The following is a 17,162-nucleotide window of genomic DNA, read 5'->3' on the forward strand; positions in this document are numbered from 1 at the left end:
CCATGAGCCTCCCGCCCGGGAGTCACCCAGGAGTATCAACAGGGGCGGGATACGGTTCGCAGGCCACGGGAGGTAGACGCGATGACCGCCACCGCCATCGCTCCAACGCCCCACACAGCAGTGATCGCAGCCGGTTCCACTAGCTCGGCCAAGAAGCCGATCAGTGGTTGAACCACTAAGAGAGGCAGGGTCTGAGCCATGATCAGAACCGCCTGGGATCGACCGACGACCCGGGGAGGCACCGCCGCCATGAAGACCGGTCCGAGATGAGTCGCGAATACCCCTGTCCCCACGCCTGCGACGAACGCAGCGCACACGGCTGTGCCCTCGGTCGACGCGGCGGCCAACCCCGTGACGCCCACGCCGGCGGTTAACATTCCAACGATCGCGGCAGCGCCGGGCCGCCCTGCTCCGCGACCCACCATGACCACGCTCGCCGTCAGTGCCATGCCCGCTCCGAATGCTCCGGAAGCTGTTCCAGCCACTGCCGCCGACCAGCCATGGTCTGCGGCAAGGAGCGGAATCAGGAGGCTCGTCACCGGCAGGACGAACGCTGCGAAGGCCACCGTCAGCAGAGCGATCCCTCGGAGCAGGGGCGAGGTCCACACCAGGATGATCCCCTCCTTCGCCTGAGCAAGAGTATGCGGTCTCTGGGCATGGTCCGTCTGCGGAGCCGGTGCGAAGGATACTCGGGTACGCAGTATCAGTAGGATGACCAGCATCCCGAGAAATCCCACTGTCCCCAGCCCAAAGGCCAGGGGCAGGCCCGCCGCGCTCACTGCAACTCCACCGAACACCGGACCAGCCACGCCCGAGCCGTAGGTGATGAGCTGCCGCGCAGCCAACGCTCGGGGCAGAGCCCCGTTAGGCACCAAGAACTTGGGGACTCCACCCGAGGAGGGTTGGTAGAACGCGTCGGCCAGACCGAGCACCGCGGCCGCAGTCAGCAACAGCGCCGGGGATGAGGCGTGGACGGCCGTCACCACGACCAGTCCCATCAAGAAAACAGACATCGCCGCATCGGCGACCATCATGACCTTCAGCGGCCCCACACGGTCTGCTGCGCTGCCACCCAGCAGAGAGATCAGCGCCCGGGGCAGTACGGCGGCCAGCAGTACGACACCGGCGAGTGCGGGACTGTGCGCAGCTGCTTGCCATACCAGTCCGAAATGCAGCAGATTCAGGCCAGTGGAGGTCCAACCGAGACCGCCCAGCCAGATCCAGTACACGGCTGGAACACGGTCATTCTGGTCTGCTCCAGCAGTGTGCACCTGTGCACCTGAGGTGGCCCGCTGGCTCTTCACAGCTGCGGTTCCGGACGTATGGGCAGGACCACGACAAACGTTCCCGGGGCGCCAGCCCGGCGAATAGCCAACGGTTCGGAGGGCCCGTCCAGGTCCAGCCGCAGCTGAAGAGTGCCTTCCACCTGCGCGTCCGCATTGGCGATTGCCAATGCGTCTACCGCGTCGAGGACGAAGTCAGGGTTCACCGAGATCCCACGTTCAGTGAGGTAGGCGACGAGGTTCTCGGGAAGCACAGTGGCAGTCGAGTTCGCCTTGGGAATCGCATGGCTGAGGTCCGGGAATGCCGCTTCAGGAGCCGGTTCGCACAGCACGATCCCCGAACGCGACGCGATCCGCACCTCACCTTGGACAAAGGTGATCTCCACTGTGCCCTCAAGTTGCGGACCCGCAGCCAGCACAGCGTCTACGACGGTGGTGGGCAGCAGAGCCCGCAGGCGGCCCTCAACCTGAGCCGGCACCTCGGTGAAAGCTGCACGGCTCCGGTCTGAAGCAGCCAGTCGGAGGACTTCGTGGTCTCCAGAGGAAATACCTACCATGAAGACCCCGTGAATCGAAGGCATGTCCGGATCATCCCCCACCGCGTGGCGCACGGTGCTGAGACCGGTAAGCAGATCGGTGGCTTGGATCCTCAGCACCGTCGGACCTGAAGTGCCCGTTGCGGCCGACGGGCCAACTCCTCCCATATCATGCGGCTCAACCCACCGGGAGCGGATCCGTGAAACCTCCGTGCGGGCAGCTGCCAAGCCGTCCTCGAGGTCTTTCAGATGGTGGTCGAGAACACGCTGCGTGACGTCGGGTTCACGGCGGGCCACGACAGTAGCACTCTCCGCAACCGGTAATCCCACCCGTCGTAGGGCCGCGAGCAGCTGCGCATCGTCGACCTGTTCTGGGGCGTACCAACGGTACCCGCTAGACGGATCAACAGTGGTCGGGGTAAGCACCCCTTGGCGGTCATAGAACCGTAGGGCCGAAATGCTCAAACCTGAGGCGCGGGCGAGCTCTCCAATGGTCAGCAGGCTGGGGTCGTCGTCCATGACCACCATCCCAACCCCTCAACAAAGGTGAGGGTCAAGTCCTAGCTGTTGCCGGCGTCGTGCTCAGCAAGGTGTCTGGGACTCAGGAGCATGAAGTCTCTGAGCAGCTCATTGCCTTCCACCGTGACCGTCCAACTGGGGCGCAGAAAGTCATTATTGGCCATCCGGTAGCGGATCTCCCACTCAGCCTGTTTACCGTGCGCATCAGTCACACGGTGGGTTCCGCACTGGAAGTAGCCCAGCGCCTCAGAGACGCGTTTCGATGGCTCGTTCCAGTCGAAGGCCCCAGATTCAGCGAACTCTGCCCCGAAGTGGTCGAAAGCCCACATCAGCATCGCAGCGCGCTGCTCCTTGCCGTACCCCTTGCCCTGCGTGTCCGCACGGAGCCAGCTGGCCGACTCCACGGTCCGCAACACGCGGTACTTTTCGGCCCATACATCTTGCATGCCGATGAGCTGGCCCTCACTGCCGTCCTCATTCCGGATGAAGACGGCAAGCATGAGGTACCAGGAATTGGGGCCGATGGATGGGCGCTTGGACCACAACCACGTCAGTGAGTTCTTGGCGATGTCCTCCGGTGAGTTCTCATCCCAAGGCGAGGCGAAGGAGTTCCGTCCTGTGGCCATAATGCCGGATGATGCCGCGGCAACGTAGGCCGGGAAGTCGGTCTCTCTGACCTGGCGGAGCACCAGCCTCGGGGACTCGATGCGCAGCCCGAAAGGGGGCCAGACCTCCGGTAGCGTATGCGCGGGATTGTCTCGGTCGACGCGGAACTCAGTCATGATCTGAGCCTAGCGTTCACCGCGGCGAGAGGTGGAACTTCAAGGAGAAATTGTTCAGCAGCCCTGGCAGACGCCCCGGCTCCAGATCGTGACTCAGCAGATCAATAGACCGCTGACCAACTATCTCCGCGATGAAGTTCGATGTCAGCAACAACACCAGGTGCCGGCCCGGACACAAGCCGGGGCCTGCGCTGAAGGGCACTAGCGGCCACTCCTCCCGCGTCCGCTCGTGATCCCAGACCTCAGGGGAGAAGCGATGCGCGAAGTCGAGGTTCTTCTCATCCCGATGGAAGAACGGGGCGAAGATCAGCACAGTCGTGCCTTCCGGCATGACCCCATGTTCGAACTCGACCTCCCGGGTGGTCTCACGCAGAATCATCGGGGTAGTGGCCCAAAGCCGGAGCGACTCCAACACGGTCGCCCTCAACAGCGGCAGCATGGGCGCCTCCGCCTGGGCCTCCTCCTCAATCTGGAAGCGGGCGGCCTCGAGCCGGTCCTGGTGCGAAGCCAGCAGGGCAAGGCCCCGGTAGCTGGCCATCCCAGCCGGGTCGAAGGCGAATAGCCACTGCGGTATCTGCTGGACGTCCTCTTCCCGAGAGGTTTCGGAGTCTCCGCTTGCCCCCATCTCCTTCATGAAGGCTGCAATGCTGCCCGGTTCAGCCCGAGAAACCGCCTGATCGATCCGGGAGTGGATCTCGTCACGAGCGTCAGTGTCAACGGGGCGCAGGAACGCCCAGTTGCCTCGCGCTCGCTGTGTCTCCATGAGCTCGATGAGCTCGTCGTCATCGCGGTAGGAATCACCCAGCACCACCCTGTTGACCAGACGGAACCAAGCCTTGAAGTAACTGCTGTAGTCCAGGCTGCCGCCCGTCTCGTCGACCTGTTGCAGCAGCGCTTGGGCTTCCTCCCGCACCGCTGGCATGAACTGTTCGGCCATTCTGTGGATGGGGTGCTGATGATCCAGCAGCTGCTCATTGACCTCCCGGCGGCGGGCTCGTTCGGGGCCATGGGAAATGAGGGCAACCTGAGGCTCAAAGTGCTTCAGTGCGTGCCGTTTGAGGGTTTCAGCTGTGGCGAAGGGTTCTGGAGACTCCTCCAAGATGCGGTGCACATGGTCGGGGTCAAGAACCATGGCCATTTTCCGCCCGGGAAGAGCAAGCATGACCGGGCCTCTGCCGTATTTCTCCGCAATCGTCTGCATACGACTGACCGCCCGGGCCTCAAGCCCGAGATTCTCCACCGCGGCGACCATCCGTGGGCGGCGAATAATGGGCCCCTTGGAGATGGTGGGAAGTTCCACTTCGGCCAGGATCTTAGCCGTTTCAACGGATGAAGCTGTCGGCAGCGGATTCTGCACAGAATTGGGGCCGGAGTCGTATACGGACCCAACTGTGCCAGAACTTCCGGGGTGTGCATGCGTCATGGGTGCCACTCTCGTTCGGCTGGTTGTGTACCGGTGCTCCCACCCGAACACGGCCACCTGAACGCTTGCTGGCACTATGGTGGACACTTCCCAACGCCGGGGTGTGTGCCACAGGTCACATCTTGGCCATATACTGAGACTCTGCGGCCTCACAGCGAGGTGGGCCACGGCTTACCGTCCTGTGACCGAGGTCGCTCCACATCGCACCTTGAGGAGTCACCATGGACGCACCCAATTCGCTGGTGCTGGCCATCATCGGCGTCACGATGATGCTGGCCGGCTATTTCCTCTACTCACAGTTCTTAGCGAAGAAGGTCTATAAGGTCAACGCTGAGTTCAAGACGCCGTCGCATGAATTCAACGACGGCGTGGACTTCCTCCCCACCAACCGGTACATCCTCTGGGGTCACCACTTCACCTCAGTAGCGGGCGCCGCACCCATTGTGGGGCCAGCCGTTGCGGTCATCTGGGGTTGGTTGCCAGCCTTCATCTGGGTCACTTTGGGCACCGTGTTCATGGCCGGCATGCACGACTTCGGCGCCCTGTGGGCATCGACTCGGAATAAGGGCCGCTCCATGGGCGCCCTCTCCGGGACGTACATCGGCAACCGCGGGCGCAACCTCTTCCTGGTAGTCATCCTGCTCCTGCTGCTGATGGTGCTGGCGGCCTTCGCCGTGGTGATTTCGGGACTGCTGGTCGCACAACCAGGTGCGGTCATCCCCACCTGGGGCGCCCTGATTGTCGCTGTATTGGTGGGCCAAGCCATCTACCGGCTCAAGTGGAACCTGATTGTGGTCACCGCCGTCGGCGTGATTCTGCTCTATGCGCTGATCCTGCTGGGCAACGCTTATCCTGTGTCGCTGCCTGCGGAGGGAATGTTCGGTCTCACCCCGGAGGGCATTTGGATAGTCCTGCTGTTCCTCTACTCAGGTATCGCCTCCATGCTGCCGGTGTGGGTGCTGCTGCAGCCTCGCGACTTCATCAATGGCATCCAGCTGTTCATCGGACTGGGCATCATCTACGGCGCAGTGCTCATCGCCACCCCGACAGTGGTCGCCCCGGCGGTGAACAACAATGTTCCCGACGATACGCCCGCTCTGGTCCCGCTGCTGTTCGTCACTATCGCCTGCGGTGCCATCTCCGGTTTCCACGGCATCGTCTCCTCCGGGACCTCCTCGAAGCAGCTCGACCGTGAGACCGATGCTCGGTTCGTCGGGTACTTCGGCGCAGTGGGTGAAGGTCTGTTGGCTCTGGGCGCGATCATCGCCACCACTGCCGGCTTCCAGACGGCGACGCAGTGGCGCGAGTACTACGAATCCTTCTCCTCCGGCGGAGTTCCGGTCTTTGTGGAAGGCGGCGCCTCCATCATCAACGCGGGCCTGGCCATCCCTGCGGGTCTCTCGGCGACCATTCTGGCCACCATGGTGGTCCTCTTCGCAGCGACCACCTTGGACACGGCCACCAGGCTCATGCGGTTCGTGGTGCAGGAGATCGGCGAGATTGCGGGAGTGAAGATTTCCACCGGGATCGCGACTCTGATTGTGGTGGTGCTGGCCTTCGCTCTGACCTTCTCCCAGGGCGCTGACGGCGCTGGCGGTATGGCCCTGTGGCCACTGTTCGGCACCACCAACCAGTTGCTGGCAGGCCTGACGCTGACCATTCTGACCATCATGCTCATCCGCAGGGGACGTCCGTTCCTGCCGGTGCTCCTCCCAGCGGTTTTCGTGCTGTTCATGACAATCTACGCAGCGTTTGTCCAATTGGTGAACCTCTACAATGCCGGCGACTGGCTGCTGCTGGTGATCGACATCATCATCGTCATTGCCGCAGCTTGGGTGTTGGTCGAAGCGGTTATCGCCATGCTGGCTGCCCGCAAGGCTCCCAAGGAGCCGGAGGACGACGTCGCGCTGACCGAAGACCAGAAGCTTCCTCGGTCCGCGTGAAGCACCACCGCACGACGAGACCTGTAGTCTCGGGGCCATGAGTTGGTGGGACCGTGCCGAGCGGGGGCTGCGTGAGTTCTACGTGGCCCCCTACCGGCGCGTGTTCGCGCGGGCCAAACGCGATGAGGAGGACCTGTTCATGATGCTCGTGCTCTCCGAGGCTCTCGGGGTGCCCAATCCGGCTTCTGGGGCCACTTTGGAGTTGTTGCCGGAGATGCTGGACCGGATGCATGACTGGCACATCCGTCAGGGCCTCGATCAGTCGCCGCTCGACGGTATGCAATGCTGCTAAACCTCGCGGCCGAGCGTCAGGTCCTGTTCATCGGCGGTAAGGGCGGTGTGGGGAAAACTTCCGTCTCGTCGGCCGTCGGGCTCCATCAAGCTCGCGCCGGACGCCGGGTCCTGCTGGTCTCCACCGACCCTGCGCACAACCTGGGTCACCTGTGGAACCGACCGGTGGGTGATGAGCCGGTCCTGCTCGCCGACGATGGCGGTTCCGGTGTGCTTGCCGGCGTGGAGATCGATCCCAGCGCCACTATCGAACGGCATTTGAAACAGGTCGGCGAAACTCTGCGTGATTTCATGCCCGAGCACCTGCATAAGCAGGTCGATGCCCACCTCCAGCTGGCCCGCCAGTCCCCCGGCACCCATGAGGCCGCCATCTTGGAGCGCATTGCGGAGGTCGTGGAACTTGCTGAGCGGGACTATGACCTCATCGTGTTCGACACCGCACCCTCAGGACACACCGCCCGGCTCCTGGCGCTTCCGGAGATCATGTCCGCCTGGACAGAGGGACTGCTCAACCGGCGGACGAAGGCTGAGCGGTTCGGTGCGGCCATCAGAGCCTTAGATAACGACGACGATCCCAGCTCCTCTCACGGCGTCAACCGGGACCGGCGGATCAGGCAGGTGCTCACCCAGCGCCGGGTGACGTTCGAGAAGCTGCGCGAGCTGGTCACCAACTCCTCAGCGTGCAGCTTCGTGATTGTCGCCACTGCCGAGCGTGTACCCGTCCTGGAGTCCGCGGAACTGTTTCATGAACTGGAGCGCCTGGGAGTCGAGGTGGGAGGCCTCGTGGTCAATCGGCTCTCCCCCATCGATCACGGTGACTTCTTGGCCGCCAGACGCGCCCAGGAGGAGGTCCACCTGGCCAAGCTCCGTGAGCTGCTGCCCAGCGTGGCAGTGGACACACTCCCCATGCTCCCTGGGGACCTTGTGGGAGAGCCAGCCGTGGATCAACTCACGGCCCGTCTCAGCTAGATTTCCGCAGCGCGGGCAGATTCTCTCCACCTCAGAAGCGCGATGCTCGCAGCAGCGTCACGGGAGGCATTGGAACCCAAACAGGGTCAGTCCTCGAGGATGCCGTACAACAGCGTCACCAGGCCGTCGTCATCCACGGATTCGGTGACCTCATCAGCGGCCGCTTTGACCTCCTCAACGGCCTGGCCCATCGCGACACCGCGATGAGCCCACTGGAGCATCTCGATATCGTTGCGACCGTCCCCACAGGCGACAGTAGCCCTCATGGGAGCTCCGAGCTTCTTCCGGAGAGCTTCCAAGGATGACCCCTTGGTGACCCCCTTCGCGGCGATGTCCAACCACGCAGACCAGCCCACTGAATAGGTGACGCCATGGAGCCCAATATCTTGGACCGTCCGGGCAAATTCCCGAGCGGTGGCGTCGGCGGAATTGACCACCAAACGCACGGCTTCGGCCTGCTTCAGCTCCTTCAGACTGACCGGTTCCGGAATCAGTCCGAATGTGAGGTCCTCAAACCGCTCCGTGGCAAGGAAGTGCCCGGCAGACGTTTCGACGGCGTAGCGGGCGGTAGGCAGCTTATCCTGAAGGGCCTCCAAGGCGGGGGCGGGGTCGAAGATCTGCTGGTCCAGGATTTCGTAACCGTCGTGCAGGGTCGTATCAATGCGCAGTGTGACGCCTCCGTTGGAGCAGACCGCGTAGCCCTGAGTGATGCCGAATGTCTCAACCACTGGCAACGTAGCCGGCAGCGAGCGCCCGGTGGAGATCACCACGGTGTGGCCGTCGCCGACCACCGCTCGGCCCGCCTCTTTCACCGCCTCAGTCATGAAGCCATCATGGTTGACGATGGTCCCGTCCACATCAAGGCACACCATCTTGGTGCCGGGCTGGTAGGTGAAGCTGCCACCATCGCCCGCAGCTGGAATGGAGAAATCTTCCTGCCGCCGGTCCTTCGCGGTCTGCACTGGTGAGTTCATAGGTTGAACAGTGTACGACGGCGCGCAGGCGCCCGTGTGGGCATAAGGGCGACAGGTTGGCTACTGTTGACCCAGAATTCACGTAAGGAGTACAACATGAGCGAGTCGACACCGACCGTCACAATCACCGCTGGCGGGTACACCGCCAGCATTTCCCTGCGCGGCGGACAGTTGCTGAGCCTGACCACTCTCGACCCCGTCCACGGGACACAGCAGAACCTCATTGTTCCCGCAGAGCAGGGCGAAGGCGCCTACCCCGGGGCAGTGCTTGCGCCGTGGCCCAACCGGATTGCCCAGGCCCGGTATACCCACGCCGGGACTTCCTACGAGCTTCCGGTCAATGAAGAAGCCACCGGGGCCGCCGTGCATGGCCTGCTCCACGATGTTGACCTCGCTGTTCAGCTGCAGCGCGAATCTGAGGTGCACCTGACAGGGTTCATCGAGCCCTCATCCGGGTATCCGTTCCGTTTGGAGGTTGTGCTGGTCTACCGAGTGGCTGGTCACCTCGGGCTGACAGCTACCCTGAGCACACGCTACATTCCAGAGACAACTGCAGGCGACGACGCCGACGCTGCCCTTCGCGCCACGGCCCCCTATGGTGCCGGGTTCCACCCCTATCTGACGGCGGCTGACGCTCCGCTGAAGTCCTGCCGACTGCGCCTGCCGGCCTCCACCGTGGCGAAGACAAAAGCCAGCGGCAAAGTGGTCGGTTCCAAGCAGGTGTCCGGAGATCTGGACCTCACCAGCGGTCCGCTTCTGGCTGGGTTGACGATTGACCATGCCTACACCAACTTGCCTGAACAGGGGTGGAGCGCTGAGCTTACCCACGGGCCCAGTGGGTTCGTAGTCCGGATGATCGCCGACACTCCGTGGGCGCAGGTTTACACCGGTGAGAGCATCAACCGTGCTGGTGTGGCTGTTGAGCCCATGACCTGTCCGCCCAATGCGTTCAACTCGGGCAAGGACCTTGTGGAGTTGGAACCGGGTGTGTGGCACCGGGTCGGATACTCACTGGAGGCATTCCACCTCTAGACCGGGAGGATCAGCTGACGGGCACCCAGTCCTGGGGCGCTTCGACAACCACTCGGAGCGCTCGCATGGCTCCACCGCTCGTGGCAGGAGCCAGGCCGGTACCGGATTCCCGGACCCGGAAATCGGCCCATTGTGAGGCCAGGACGCGGCGCTCGAGCTGCTCTTCGATGTGGGGCCGCAGCAGGTCGGTCAGTGGGCCGAACTCTCCGCCGAGGACTACATCGTGGACATCTAGAACGTTCATTGCTCCCGCGAGCGCGACGCCCAAGGACCATCCGGCTCGGCTTATCGCGTCGTTGGCCTTCTCGCCGGAGTCGTATGGGTAGGCGTCGGTGGGCTCCACGAGCTGGATGAGGTCCTCCGCGGTCGCGGAAGGCTCCAGCCCCGCGGCGGCAAGAAGCGCGTGCTTGCCTGCGTAGACCTCCAGGCACCCATTGGACCCGCAGCTGCATTCGGGACCCGAGGGCTCCACTGAAAGGTGCCCGAGCTCCCCCGCCCAGCCATGCGGGCCAGCTTCTACGACGCCATCAATGACTACTGCGGAGCCGATGCCCATCTGAGCGGAGACGTAGAGGAAAGTTTGTTCTTCACCATCGGCTTCTGTCAGTTCGTGCGCGACTGCCAGGGCGGCCAGTTTGGCCTCGTTGGCGACGGTCACGGAGTATCCGAACAGTCCCTCTGTCACCGAAGCACAGAGCAGATCGACGACGTCGACATCGGTCCATCCGAGGTTTGGCGCGAGCAGCAGCGAGCGCTCATCAGCGGCAACTAGGCCGGGCAGGGCCAGTACGGTACCGACCACCCAGGCCCCGGTGGCGACGGCCTGCTCGGCGACCCGGGCTGCAAGCTCTCCTGCTTCGCGGAGAACTCTCTCCGGGTCCGATGAACGGTAGTCGCCTTCTGTGATTGCTTCAGCCAGCACGCTGCCGGTGAGGTCCAAGACACGTGCGGCCATAAAATCCACGTTGACTTCGACACCGAGTCCAGCCAATGTTCGGCGAGCAGGTGTCAGCGGCACTGCCGGTCTGCCCCGGGATGGGCCAATAATCGGTGAACCTTCCCGGACGATACCTGCGGCCAGAAGGTCATCGACCAGTCGCGAGACGGTGGAACGGGTCATGCCGGTGCGGATGGACAGATCCGCTCGCGAGAGCGGCTCGGTGGAGGCGAAAATTTCCTCGGTGATCAGCAGCAGGTTGGCCTCGCGCAGGCTTTCCTGCCTGGCTCCAGGCCGCAGCGCCTCGTCATGCGAGGGGCGGTCTCGCCGCTGGGGGCGGAGGAAGTCGTGCTTTGCGGCCTCCTCTCCAGACGCGTTTGAGGTGGTGTTTACCACACCGCGGGGCACCAAGCCGCGGGTGAGCGTGCGTCTGCCTAGACGCGCCAATGAACCAGAACCGTTCCACATCACAGACTTGATCTTAGTCCCACCAGCAATTAGGTTTTATCTAGAAACAAAATGAGCGCCACATCACACCGTCTTCTGTCGGGGTACTGGTGGTACATCCCGAACAATGTGTATGGAGGAATCCCATGGCTTCAACGCCTGCTGACTACAAGCTGTCTTTCGGTCTCTGGACCGTCGGCTGGACGGCTCAGGACCAGTTTGGCTCGGCCTCCCGCCCGGCGTTCGACCCGTGGGAGTACCTGCCCAAGCTGAAGGAAGCGGGAGCCTCAGGCGTCACATTCCACGATGACGATGTCGCACCTTTCGGCACGGATGACACCGAGCGGGAGAAGTACTTCTCCAAGTTCAAGGAGGTTGCTGACCAGGTGGGCCTGAAAGTGGAGATGCTCACCACCAATACGTTCTCCCACCCGGTCTTCAAGGATGGTGGGCTGACCTCCAACGACCGTTCAGTCCGCCGGTTCGGCCTGCGGAAGCTGCTGCGCAATGTGGACCGCGCCGCCGAGTTCGGTGCTGAGACGTTCGTGATGTGGGGAGGCCGCGAAGGTTCCGAGTATGACAACGCCAAGGATCTCAACGCCGCCCACGAGCGTTACGCCGAGGGCATCGACACGGTCGCCTCCTACATCAAGGACAAGGGCTACGATCTGCGGATCGGCCTGGAGCCCAAGCCCAACGAGCCGCGCGGTGACATCCTTCTCCCCACCATTGGTCACGCGCTGGGCTTCATCGCCCAGCTGGAACACGGCGACATAGTGGGTCTGAACCCTGAGACGGGCCACGAGCAGATGGCAGGGCTGAACTTCACCCATGGGATCGCTCAGGCCCTCTGGGCAGGAAAGCTCTTCCACATTGACCTCAACGGTCAGCGCTCCATCAAGTATGACCAGGACCTGGTGTTCGGCCATGGTGACTTGACCTCAGCTTTCTTCACCATTGACCTGCTCGTCAACGGGTTCCCCAACGGTGGGCCGAAGTATGACGGATGGCTGCACTTCGACTACAAGCCCTCCCGCACCGACTATGTGCAGGGCATCTGGGACTCAGCCAAGGCAAACACCGAGATGGTCACCATGTTGGCTGACAAAGCCAAGGCATACCGTGCCGATCCTGAAGTTCAGGCGGCTTTCGAAGCCTCCGGGATCTTTGAGCTGGCCCAGCCGACTCTGGCTGAGGGTGAATCCCTCAACGATCTGCTGGCAGACCGCACCGCCTATGAGGAGTTCGACGTGGAGAAGGCAGCCGAGCGTAACTTCGGCTTCGTTCAGCTGAACCAGTTGGCGCTGAAACACCTGATCGGCTGAGGTCTTCTGGCCGCTGTCCCTCCGTCACACCGCAGCATCTGATGCTGCGGTCCGTAGACTTGTTCTGCATCACGTTCACCTCGCTGTAAAGGAGCCTCCGTGGCACTTGTCGCCGGCATCGATTCCTCCACTCAGTCATGCAAGGTGGTGATACGTGATGCTGAAACCGGTGCGCTGGTGCGTTCAGGCTCTGCAAAGCACCCTGTGGGCACTGAAGTTGACCCGCAGGCATGGTGGGATGCGTTCCTTGAGGCAGTCGACGCTGCGGGCGGACTCAACGACGTCGCCGCGGCAGCGGTCGGAGGGCAGCAGCACGGCATGGTGGCGCTGGACGCCTCTGGAGACGTGATCCGTGACGCTCTGCTATGGAATGACACCCGCTCCGCTGAGGCCGTTCAGCAGTTGATCAACGAATACGGCGGAGGGGACCAAGGCAAAGCTGCATGGGCTCGGATGGTGGGGTCCGTTCCCGTACCGTCCCTGACGGTGACGAAACTGCGCTGGATGGCCGATGCAGAGCCGCAGAATGCCCAAAAGGTAGCGGCGGTGGCGCTTCCCCATGATTGGCTGACGTGGAAGATCTCGGGTTCGGACCGTCTGGAGGATTTGGCCACCGACCGTTCTGAGGTCTCCGGCACCGGGTACTACGACCCTGCGACAGGCGAGTATCGCTACGACTTGCTGGGTTCCGCCCTACGGATCCCAGAGGAGCAGGCCAGAGGCATCGTCCTGCCCAGGGTCGCTGCGGCCCAGGAGGCGGTTGGCACCGGTGACTCGGCTCGCGGATGGGACAACCTGGTGCTGGGTCCCGGTGGAGGAGACAACGCGATGGGCGCCCTGGGTATCGGCATGGGCACCGGCGACGTCTCAGTCTCCATCGGCACCTCAGGGGTGGTGGCAGCGACGTCGCCGATACCCATCCAGGACCCCAGCGGGATGATCGCGGGATTCGCCTCCGCCACAGGCGAGTTCCTCCCACTTGCAGTGACACTCAACGGCTCTCGGGTGCTCGACGGAGCCTGCCGCATGCTTGGCGTCGATCACGATCAACTAGCCGAAATGGCACTCACGGCGGAACCTGGTGCGAACGGAATGACGATGGTCCCCTACCTTGAGGGTGAACGGACCCCCAACCTCCCGCACGCTACGGGATCTTTCATCGGCATGTCACTGGCATCGATGAATCCGCAGGACGTCGCCCGGGCTGCCGTGGAGGGGCTGTTGTGTCTGCTAGCCGATGGCTTGGAAGCCATGACGGACATGGGCGTTCCGGTGAATTCAATCCAGTTGATCGGTGGAGCGGCCAAGAACCCCGCTGTGCAGCAGATTGCGCCGGCGATCTTTGGGCGCGACGTGCTTGTACCCGAACCTGGTGAATACGTAGCTGATGGCGCCGCCCGCCAGGCAGCTTGGGTCCTTTCAGGGTCGCCCACCGCACCCCAATGGACTGCCTCAGAGGTGACCACGTTCACCGCTGAGCCGACCCGCTTCGTTCGAGAGCGCTACTCCCAACGACGCCACCTGTTCACCCAGCGCGCCTGAGCTAGCCGGTCGTCGCGGCGCGTCTGTGGTGCCCGATTGTTGGTTACCTGCCTCTTGCCTTCCGTGGAAACTTCTCAGCGATGAGGCCGCTTTGCCTGGCGAGAACGGCGGCCTGCATCCTCGACCGCAAATCTAGTTTGGTCAGAACACTGGAGACATGTGACTTCACTGTGGCCTCGGTGATGAACAGTTCCTCGGCAATTTGCGCGTTCCCGAGCCCGCGCCCCAGCGCGCAGAGAGTCTCCAGTTCCCGCGGGGTGAGGCGCGCCAGCATGTGGGTCTCGGGAGCTGGTCGATCATGTGGTGTCGACCCTGCAGCGGATCCCGCGAAGACGTCCAAGACCCGTCTGGTCACTTCGGGTGCAACGACCCCGTCACCAGCCGCCACGCGGCGGATCGCCGCGATCAGGTCACCCGGTTCGGCGGACTTCAGCAGGAAACCTGCCGCACCGGCTCGCAGAGCACCGAAAACCACCTCATCGAGGTCGAAGGTGGTCAGCATCAGCACTTCAGTGTCCGTCTGAGAAGTGATCTGCCGTGTCGCGGCGATGCCGTCAGTGCGAGGCATCCGCGCGTCCATGAGCACCACATGTGGATTCAGTGCGCGGACTTGCTGCCACGCGGCGGCGCCATCTGCTGCCTCCCCAACGACCTGGATGCCTTCTGCGGTCTCCAGAAGCAGTCGCAGGCCGGCACGAACACTGGGATGGTCATCGGTCAGCAGCACGGTGATCGGGTCAGGGGCTCTCGGGTCGCTCATGCCTTGCCCCTCGCCGGGGGTTTTAGGGACCGCGGGAGGCGGGCCTTCACCTGCCATTTCCCGTGGCGCTCCCCCGCGGTAAGTGTGCCGCCGAGGCTCTTGGCGCGCTCCCTCATGGTGAGGATCCCGGTGCCAGTCCCTGCTGTGCTGGTCTCATTATTGGGGTTCTGCGTGCAAGACTCCACCGTGAATAGTATGTGGCGGCGAGTGCTGTTCAGCCGCACCAGTGCGGGTCCGGTACCGTGCCGGAGGGCATTGGTGAGCGACTCATGCAGGATACGCAGCAGCACCGCCTGAACAGCGGGACCGAAATCCTCTGGTGGCTCAACCTGGAGATCTACTTCTAGCCCCTGTCGCCTGGCCTGACCTACGACCTGCTCCCAGGAGGTGTCGGTGAGCAGCTCGGCGGAGGTGTCGTCGTCCTCCCCTCCGTTCTGGTTGCGCAGCACCTGCACCATATGGCGAAGCTCTTCCATCGCGTTGACGCTGGTAACGCGGATGGTGCTCAATGCGTTGCGGTCTCGCACAGAGTCAGGCGCCGAGTTGAGCACCGCTGCTGATGTCAGGGCAATGGAGGCGACCTGCGAGGAGACGACGTCATGGAGTTCACGCGCCATATGGCGACGCTCGGCTTCTACCGCTGAGGTACGGCTGCGTTTCTGCTGCGCGAGCAGCTCAGAATGACGTTCTTCCTCCAGGTGGCGCCGGACCTGGTCCTCCACGAACGCCGGGTACCCGCGGCGTACCTCCGTCGCCCACCAGAGTGGGACCATGAGGATGGCTGTACCCAGCAGAAGCATATTGAGGGCGGCACGCGGGGTGTCGAATACCGCTGCTACGACAACCAGCGCCAATACCGACACGCTCAAGACACGTTCGGCCACTTTCACCCGGTGGGCGGGAGCGCGGATCCCGTGGTTATAGATCAGGTCGGTGAGACAGATCAACACGCCCAGGCTGAGCCCAAAGCTGAGGTCAGCCGCCACGCACACGCCCCCCATGACCAACGCCAAGGTGGGACGTTCGACTTTGCACATCATGGCTCCGCCCATAGCGGTCAGCGTGATGAGATGCCACCATTCGGACGGTTCCAAACCGGGAGTCTCCCACCATGGAAGTCCGGTGGGACCCGCCCAGCCGGCAAAGACCGCCACCACACCCAAACCGAGATATGCGGCAGTCTGTAGGTGCGCTCGGTGGATTCGCTTCACACAGGCTATTCGACCACACGGCCCGGAAGCGGTGACTCCTCCGAAGGTGGGATTTTTTGTGAATCAGTCTCCTCGGAGCTTCCATCCTTTGGCCGATGCTGCCATCGGTGGTCGCGGGCGATGATCGGGGCATGGACGCGATTATGGTGTTCGTGCCGCCCGACATGACACGAATCTCCCTTGTCTGGGAGTGGATGGACCAGGGGGATGTCGGTGCGAGTGCGTTGATGGGGATTCTGGCAGGGTTGGCGCTGGTCGACTCCACCAGCTTCGGCACTCTGCTGATCCCCGTCTGGCTGCTCATCACTCCCGGCCCGTTACGTGCCGGTCGCGTGCTGGTCTATCTGAGCGTGGTAGCCGGAGCCTACGCCCTCATTGGCGGGGTACTGCTGGCATCCCTTGTGCTGTTCGGTGAGGAACTGATCGGCTGGCTGGGTGCGGTACGCCAGTCTCAGGTCGCTCTTACCTTCCAAGCGATCTTGGCGGTCGGGCTGGTGTGGGTCAGCCTGCGACTGGATCCGGTTACTGAGGTCGGCAAAGCCAGAAAACGACGCCGCGCCGCACAGCGTGGAGATGGCACGCGGGTCGCACAGCTGCGCCACCGCGCGGTCGGTGACGGATCTCAGGGCGGGACCGCACAACTATTTGGTCTGGCCGTGGCAGCAGTCGGACTGGAGTTTGCCACGCTAATCCCCTACTTGTCCGGCATAGGGCTCATCGCCTCGGTTTCTCCGCAGCTGCCGGTCTCGGCGCTGATGATCCTCTTCTACTGTGCCGTGATGATCACCCCAGCACTAGTACTCCTGGTGGGCAGGGTCACCGCGCGCCGGTGGCTGGAAATCCCGCTGTCCCGACTCGAGGGATTCCTCAGCCGGCACACCCATGGCACAGTCGCACTGATTCTGTTCCTGCTCGGACTGTTCCTGGGTCTCAACGCCCTGGACGGGTTACAGGTAGCCGGTGTCTTGTAGCGATCAGCCCTGGGTCTAACCCCTCCAGGTCGCGAGGCGGCCGCACATACCGTAGAGGCGCGGAGTGGTTTCACCCCCGGCGTGGGGACGGCCCCTGAGCACGGTGGATTCAGCCAGGTGCGAGCCATCGCCAACGGTGAGGGCCTCCAACTGCTGCTGAACCCGACGGGTCTCCGCTGCCACATTGGCTTCGAAGATTTCTGCCCAACGCTCTGTT

15 protein-coding genes and 1 pseudogene are annotated in these 17,162 nt (G+C 63.1%); 7 read left to right on the top strand and 9 right to left on the bottom strand.

Features of this window, described 5'->3' with window-relative positions; translation table 11 throughout:
- Window positions 1–35: 35 nt before the first annotated feature.
- Genes FH975_RS07505 through FH975_RS07520 form a run of 4 tightly spaced genes read right to left on the bottom strand, consistent with a single transcriptional unit; the run spans window position 36 to window position 4,543 of the window.
- Window positions 36–1,304, bottom strand: coding sequence for an MFS transporter (locus FH975_RS07505; protein WP_162320788.1), 1,269 nt, complete (start codon window positions 1,302–1,304; stop codon window positions 36–38).
- The gene (locus tag FH975_RS07510; protein ID WP_162320789.1) at window positions 1,301–2,347 is read right to left on the bottom strand and encodes a MerR family DNA-binding transcriptional regulator; all 1,047 of its coding nucleotides are present in this window, start codon (window positions 2,345–2,347) and stop codon (window positions 1,301–1,303) included. The genes FH975_RS07505 and FH975_RS07510 overlap by 4 nt, the downstream gene beginning before the upstream one ends.
- 32 nt (window positions 2,348–2,379) lie before the next feature.
- Complete coding sequence (locus FH975_RS07515) at window positions 2,380–3,120, bottom strand: GNAT family N-acetyltransferase (RefSeq protein ID WP_162320790.1); 741 nt, start codon at window positions 3,118–3,120, stop codon at window positions 2,380–2,382.
- Window positions 3,121–3,136: 16 nt separating this feature from the next.
- Window positions 3,137–4,543: a cytochrome P450 gene (locus tag FH975_RS07520; protein ID WP_162320791.1), complete on the bottom strand. Its 1,407-nt coding sequence runs from the start codon at window positions 4,541–4,543 to the stop codon at window positions 3,137–3,139.
- A 221-nt stretch (window positions 4,544–4,764) separates the two neighbouring features.
- Here FH975_RS07520 and FH975_RS07525 point away from each other — a divergent pair, with 221 nt between their 5' ends.
- The 3 genes from FH975_RS07525 to FH975_RS07535 are packed head-to-tail and all read left to right on the top strand — an operon-like array spanning window position 4,765 to window position 7,746.
- Complete coding sequence (locus FH975_RS07525) at window positions 4,765–6,486, top strand: carbon starvation CstA family protein (protein ID WP_162320792.1); 1,722 nt, start codon at window positions 4,765–4,767, stop codon at window positions 6,484–6,486.
- A gap of 37 nt (window positions 6,487–6,523) precedes the next feature.
- Window positions 6,524–6,778: a cory-CC-star protein gene (locus tag FH975_RS07530; RefSeq protein ID WP_162320793.1), complete on the top strand. Its 255-nt coding sequence runs from the start codon at window positions 6,524–6,526 to the stop codon at window positions 6,776–6,778.
- Window positions 6,769–7,746, top strand: a complete 978-nt coding sequence (locus tag FH975_RS07535) for an ArsA family ATPase (protein ID WP_162320794.1) — start codon at window positions 6,769–6,771, stop codon at window positions 7,744–7,746. The genes FH975_RS07530 and FH975_RS07535 overlap by 10 nt, the downstream gene beginning before the upstream one ends.
- 86 nt (window positions 7,747–7,832) lie before the next feature.
- Here FH975_RS07535 and FH975_RS07540 read toward each other — a convergent pair whose 3' ends face one another.
- Window positions 7,833–8,720: an HAD family hydrolase gene (locus FH975_RS07540; protein ID WP_407938621.1), complete on the bottom strand. Its 888-nt coding sequence runs from the start codon at window positions 8,718–8,720 to the stop codon at window positions 7,833–7,835.
- Window positions 8,721–8,816: 96 nt separating this feature from the next.
- Here FH975_RS07540 and FH975_RS07545 point away from each other — a divergent pair, with 96 nt between their 5' ends.
- Window positions 8,817–9,752, top strand: coding sequence for an aldose epimerase family protein (locus tag FH975_RS07545; RefSeq protein WP_162320795.1), 936 nt, complete (start codon window positions 8,817–8,819; stop codon window positions 9,750–9,752).
- A 10-nt stretch (window positions 9,753–9,762) separates the two neighbouring features.
- Here the strand turns inward: FH975_RS07545 and FH975_RS07550 are convergent, their stop codons facing one another.
- Entirely contained in the window at window positions 9,763–11,157 is a 1,395-nt protein-coding gene (locus tag FH975_RS07550; RefSeq protein ID WP_235928595.1) for an ROK family transcriptional regulator, read from the bottom strand.
- Window positions 11,158–11,282: 125 nt separating this feature from the next.
- Here FH975_RS07550 and xylA point away from each other — a divergent pair, with 125 nt between their 5' ends.
- Both xylA and xylB read left to right on the top strand, forming a co-directional pair.
- On the top strand, window positions 11,283–12,461 hold the full coding sequence (xylA, locus tag FH975_RS07555) for a xylose isomerase (protein WP_162320797.1): 1,179 nt from the start codon (window positions 11,283–11,285) through the stop codon (window positions 12,459–12,461).
- A 99-nt stretch (window positions 12,462–12,560) separates the two neighbouring features.
- On the top strand, window positions 12,561–14,003 hold the full coding sequence (xylB, locus tag FH975_RS07560; protein ID WP_162320798.1) for a xylulokinase: 1,443 nt from the start codon (window positions 12,561–12,563) through the stop codon (window positions 14,001–14,003).
- Between the two features lie 43 nt (window positions 14,004–14,046).
- Here the strand turns inward: xylB and FH975_RS07565 are convergent, their stop codons facing one another.
- Window positions 14,047–14,763, bottom strand: a complete 717-nt coding sequence (locus FH975_RS07565) for a response regulator (protein WP_162320799.1) — start codon at window positions 14,761–14,763, stop codon at window positions 14,047–14,049.
- Window positions 14,760–15,974 (bottom strand): sensor histidine kinase, encoded by a 1,215-nt coding sequence (locus tag FH975_RS16920; protein ID WP_162320800.1) that lies wholly within the window; start codon window positions 15,972–15,974, stop codon window positions 14,760–14,762. Before FH975_RS16920 ends, FH975_RS07565 begins: the two co-directional genes overlap by 4 nt.
- Before the next feature lie 95 nt (window positions 15,975–16,069).
- Between FH975_RS16920 and FH975_RS07575 the strand changes: the two genes are divergently transcribed.
- Window positions 16,070–16,945 (top strand): GAP family protein, encoded by an 876-nt coding sequence (locus FH975_RS07575; RefSeq protein WP_162320801.1) that lies wholly within the window; start codon window positions 16,070–16,072, stop codon window positions 16,943–16,945.
- A 15-nt stretch (window positions 16,946–16,960) separates the two neighbouring features.
- On the opposite strand, the pseudogene FH975_RS16545 reads toward FH975_RS07575, so the two are convergent.
- Window positions 16,961–17,162, bottom strand: a pseudogene (locus FH975_RS16545) (cupin); the annotation flags it as partial.

This window comes from Nesterenkonia haasae, from assembly GCF_010119385.1.
GTDB lineage: Bacteria > Actinomycetota > Actinomycetes > Actinomycetales > Micrococcaceae > Nesterenkonia > Nesterenkonia haasae.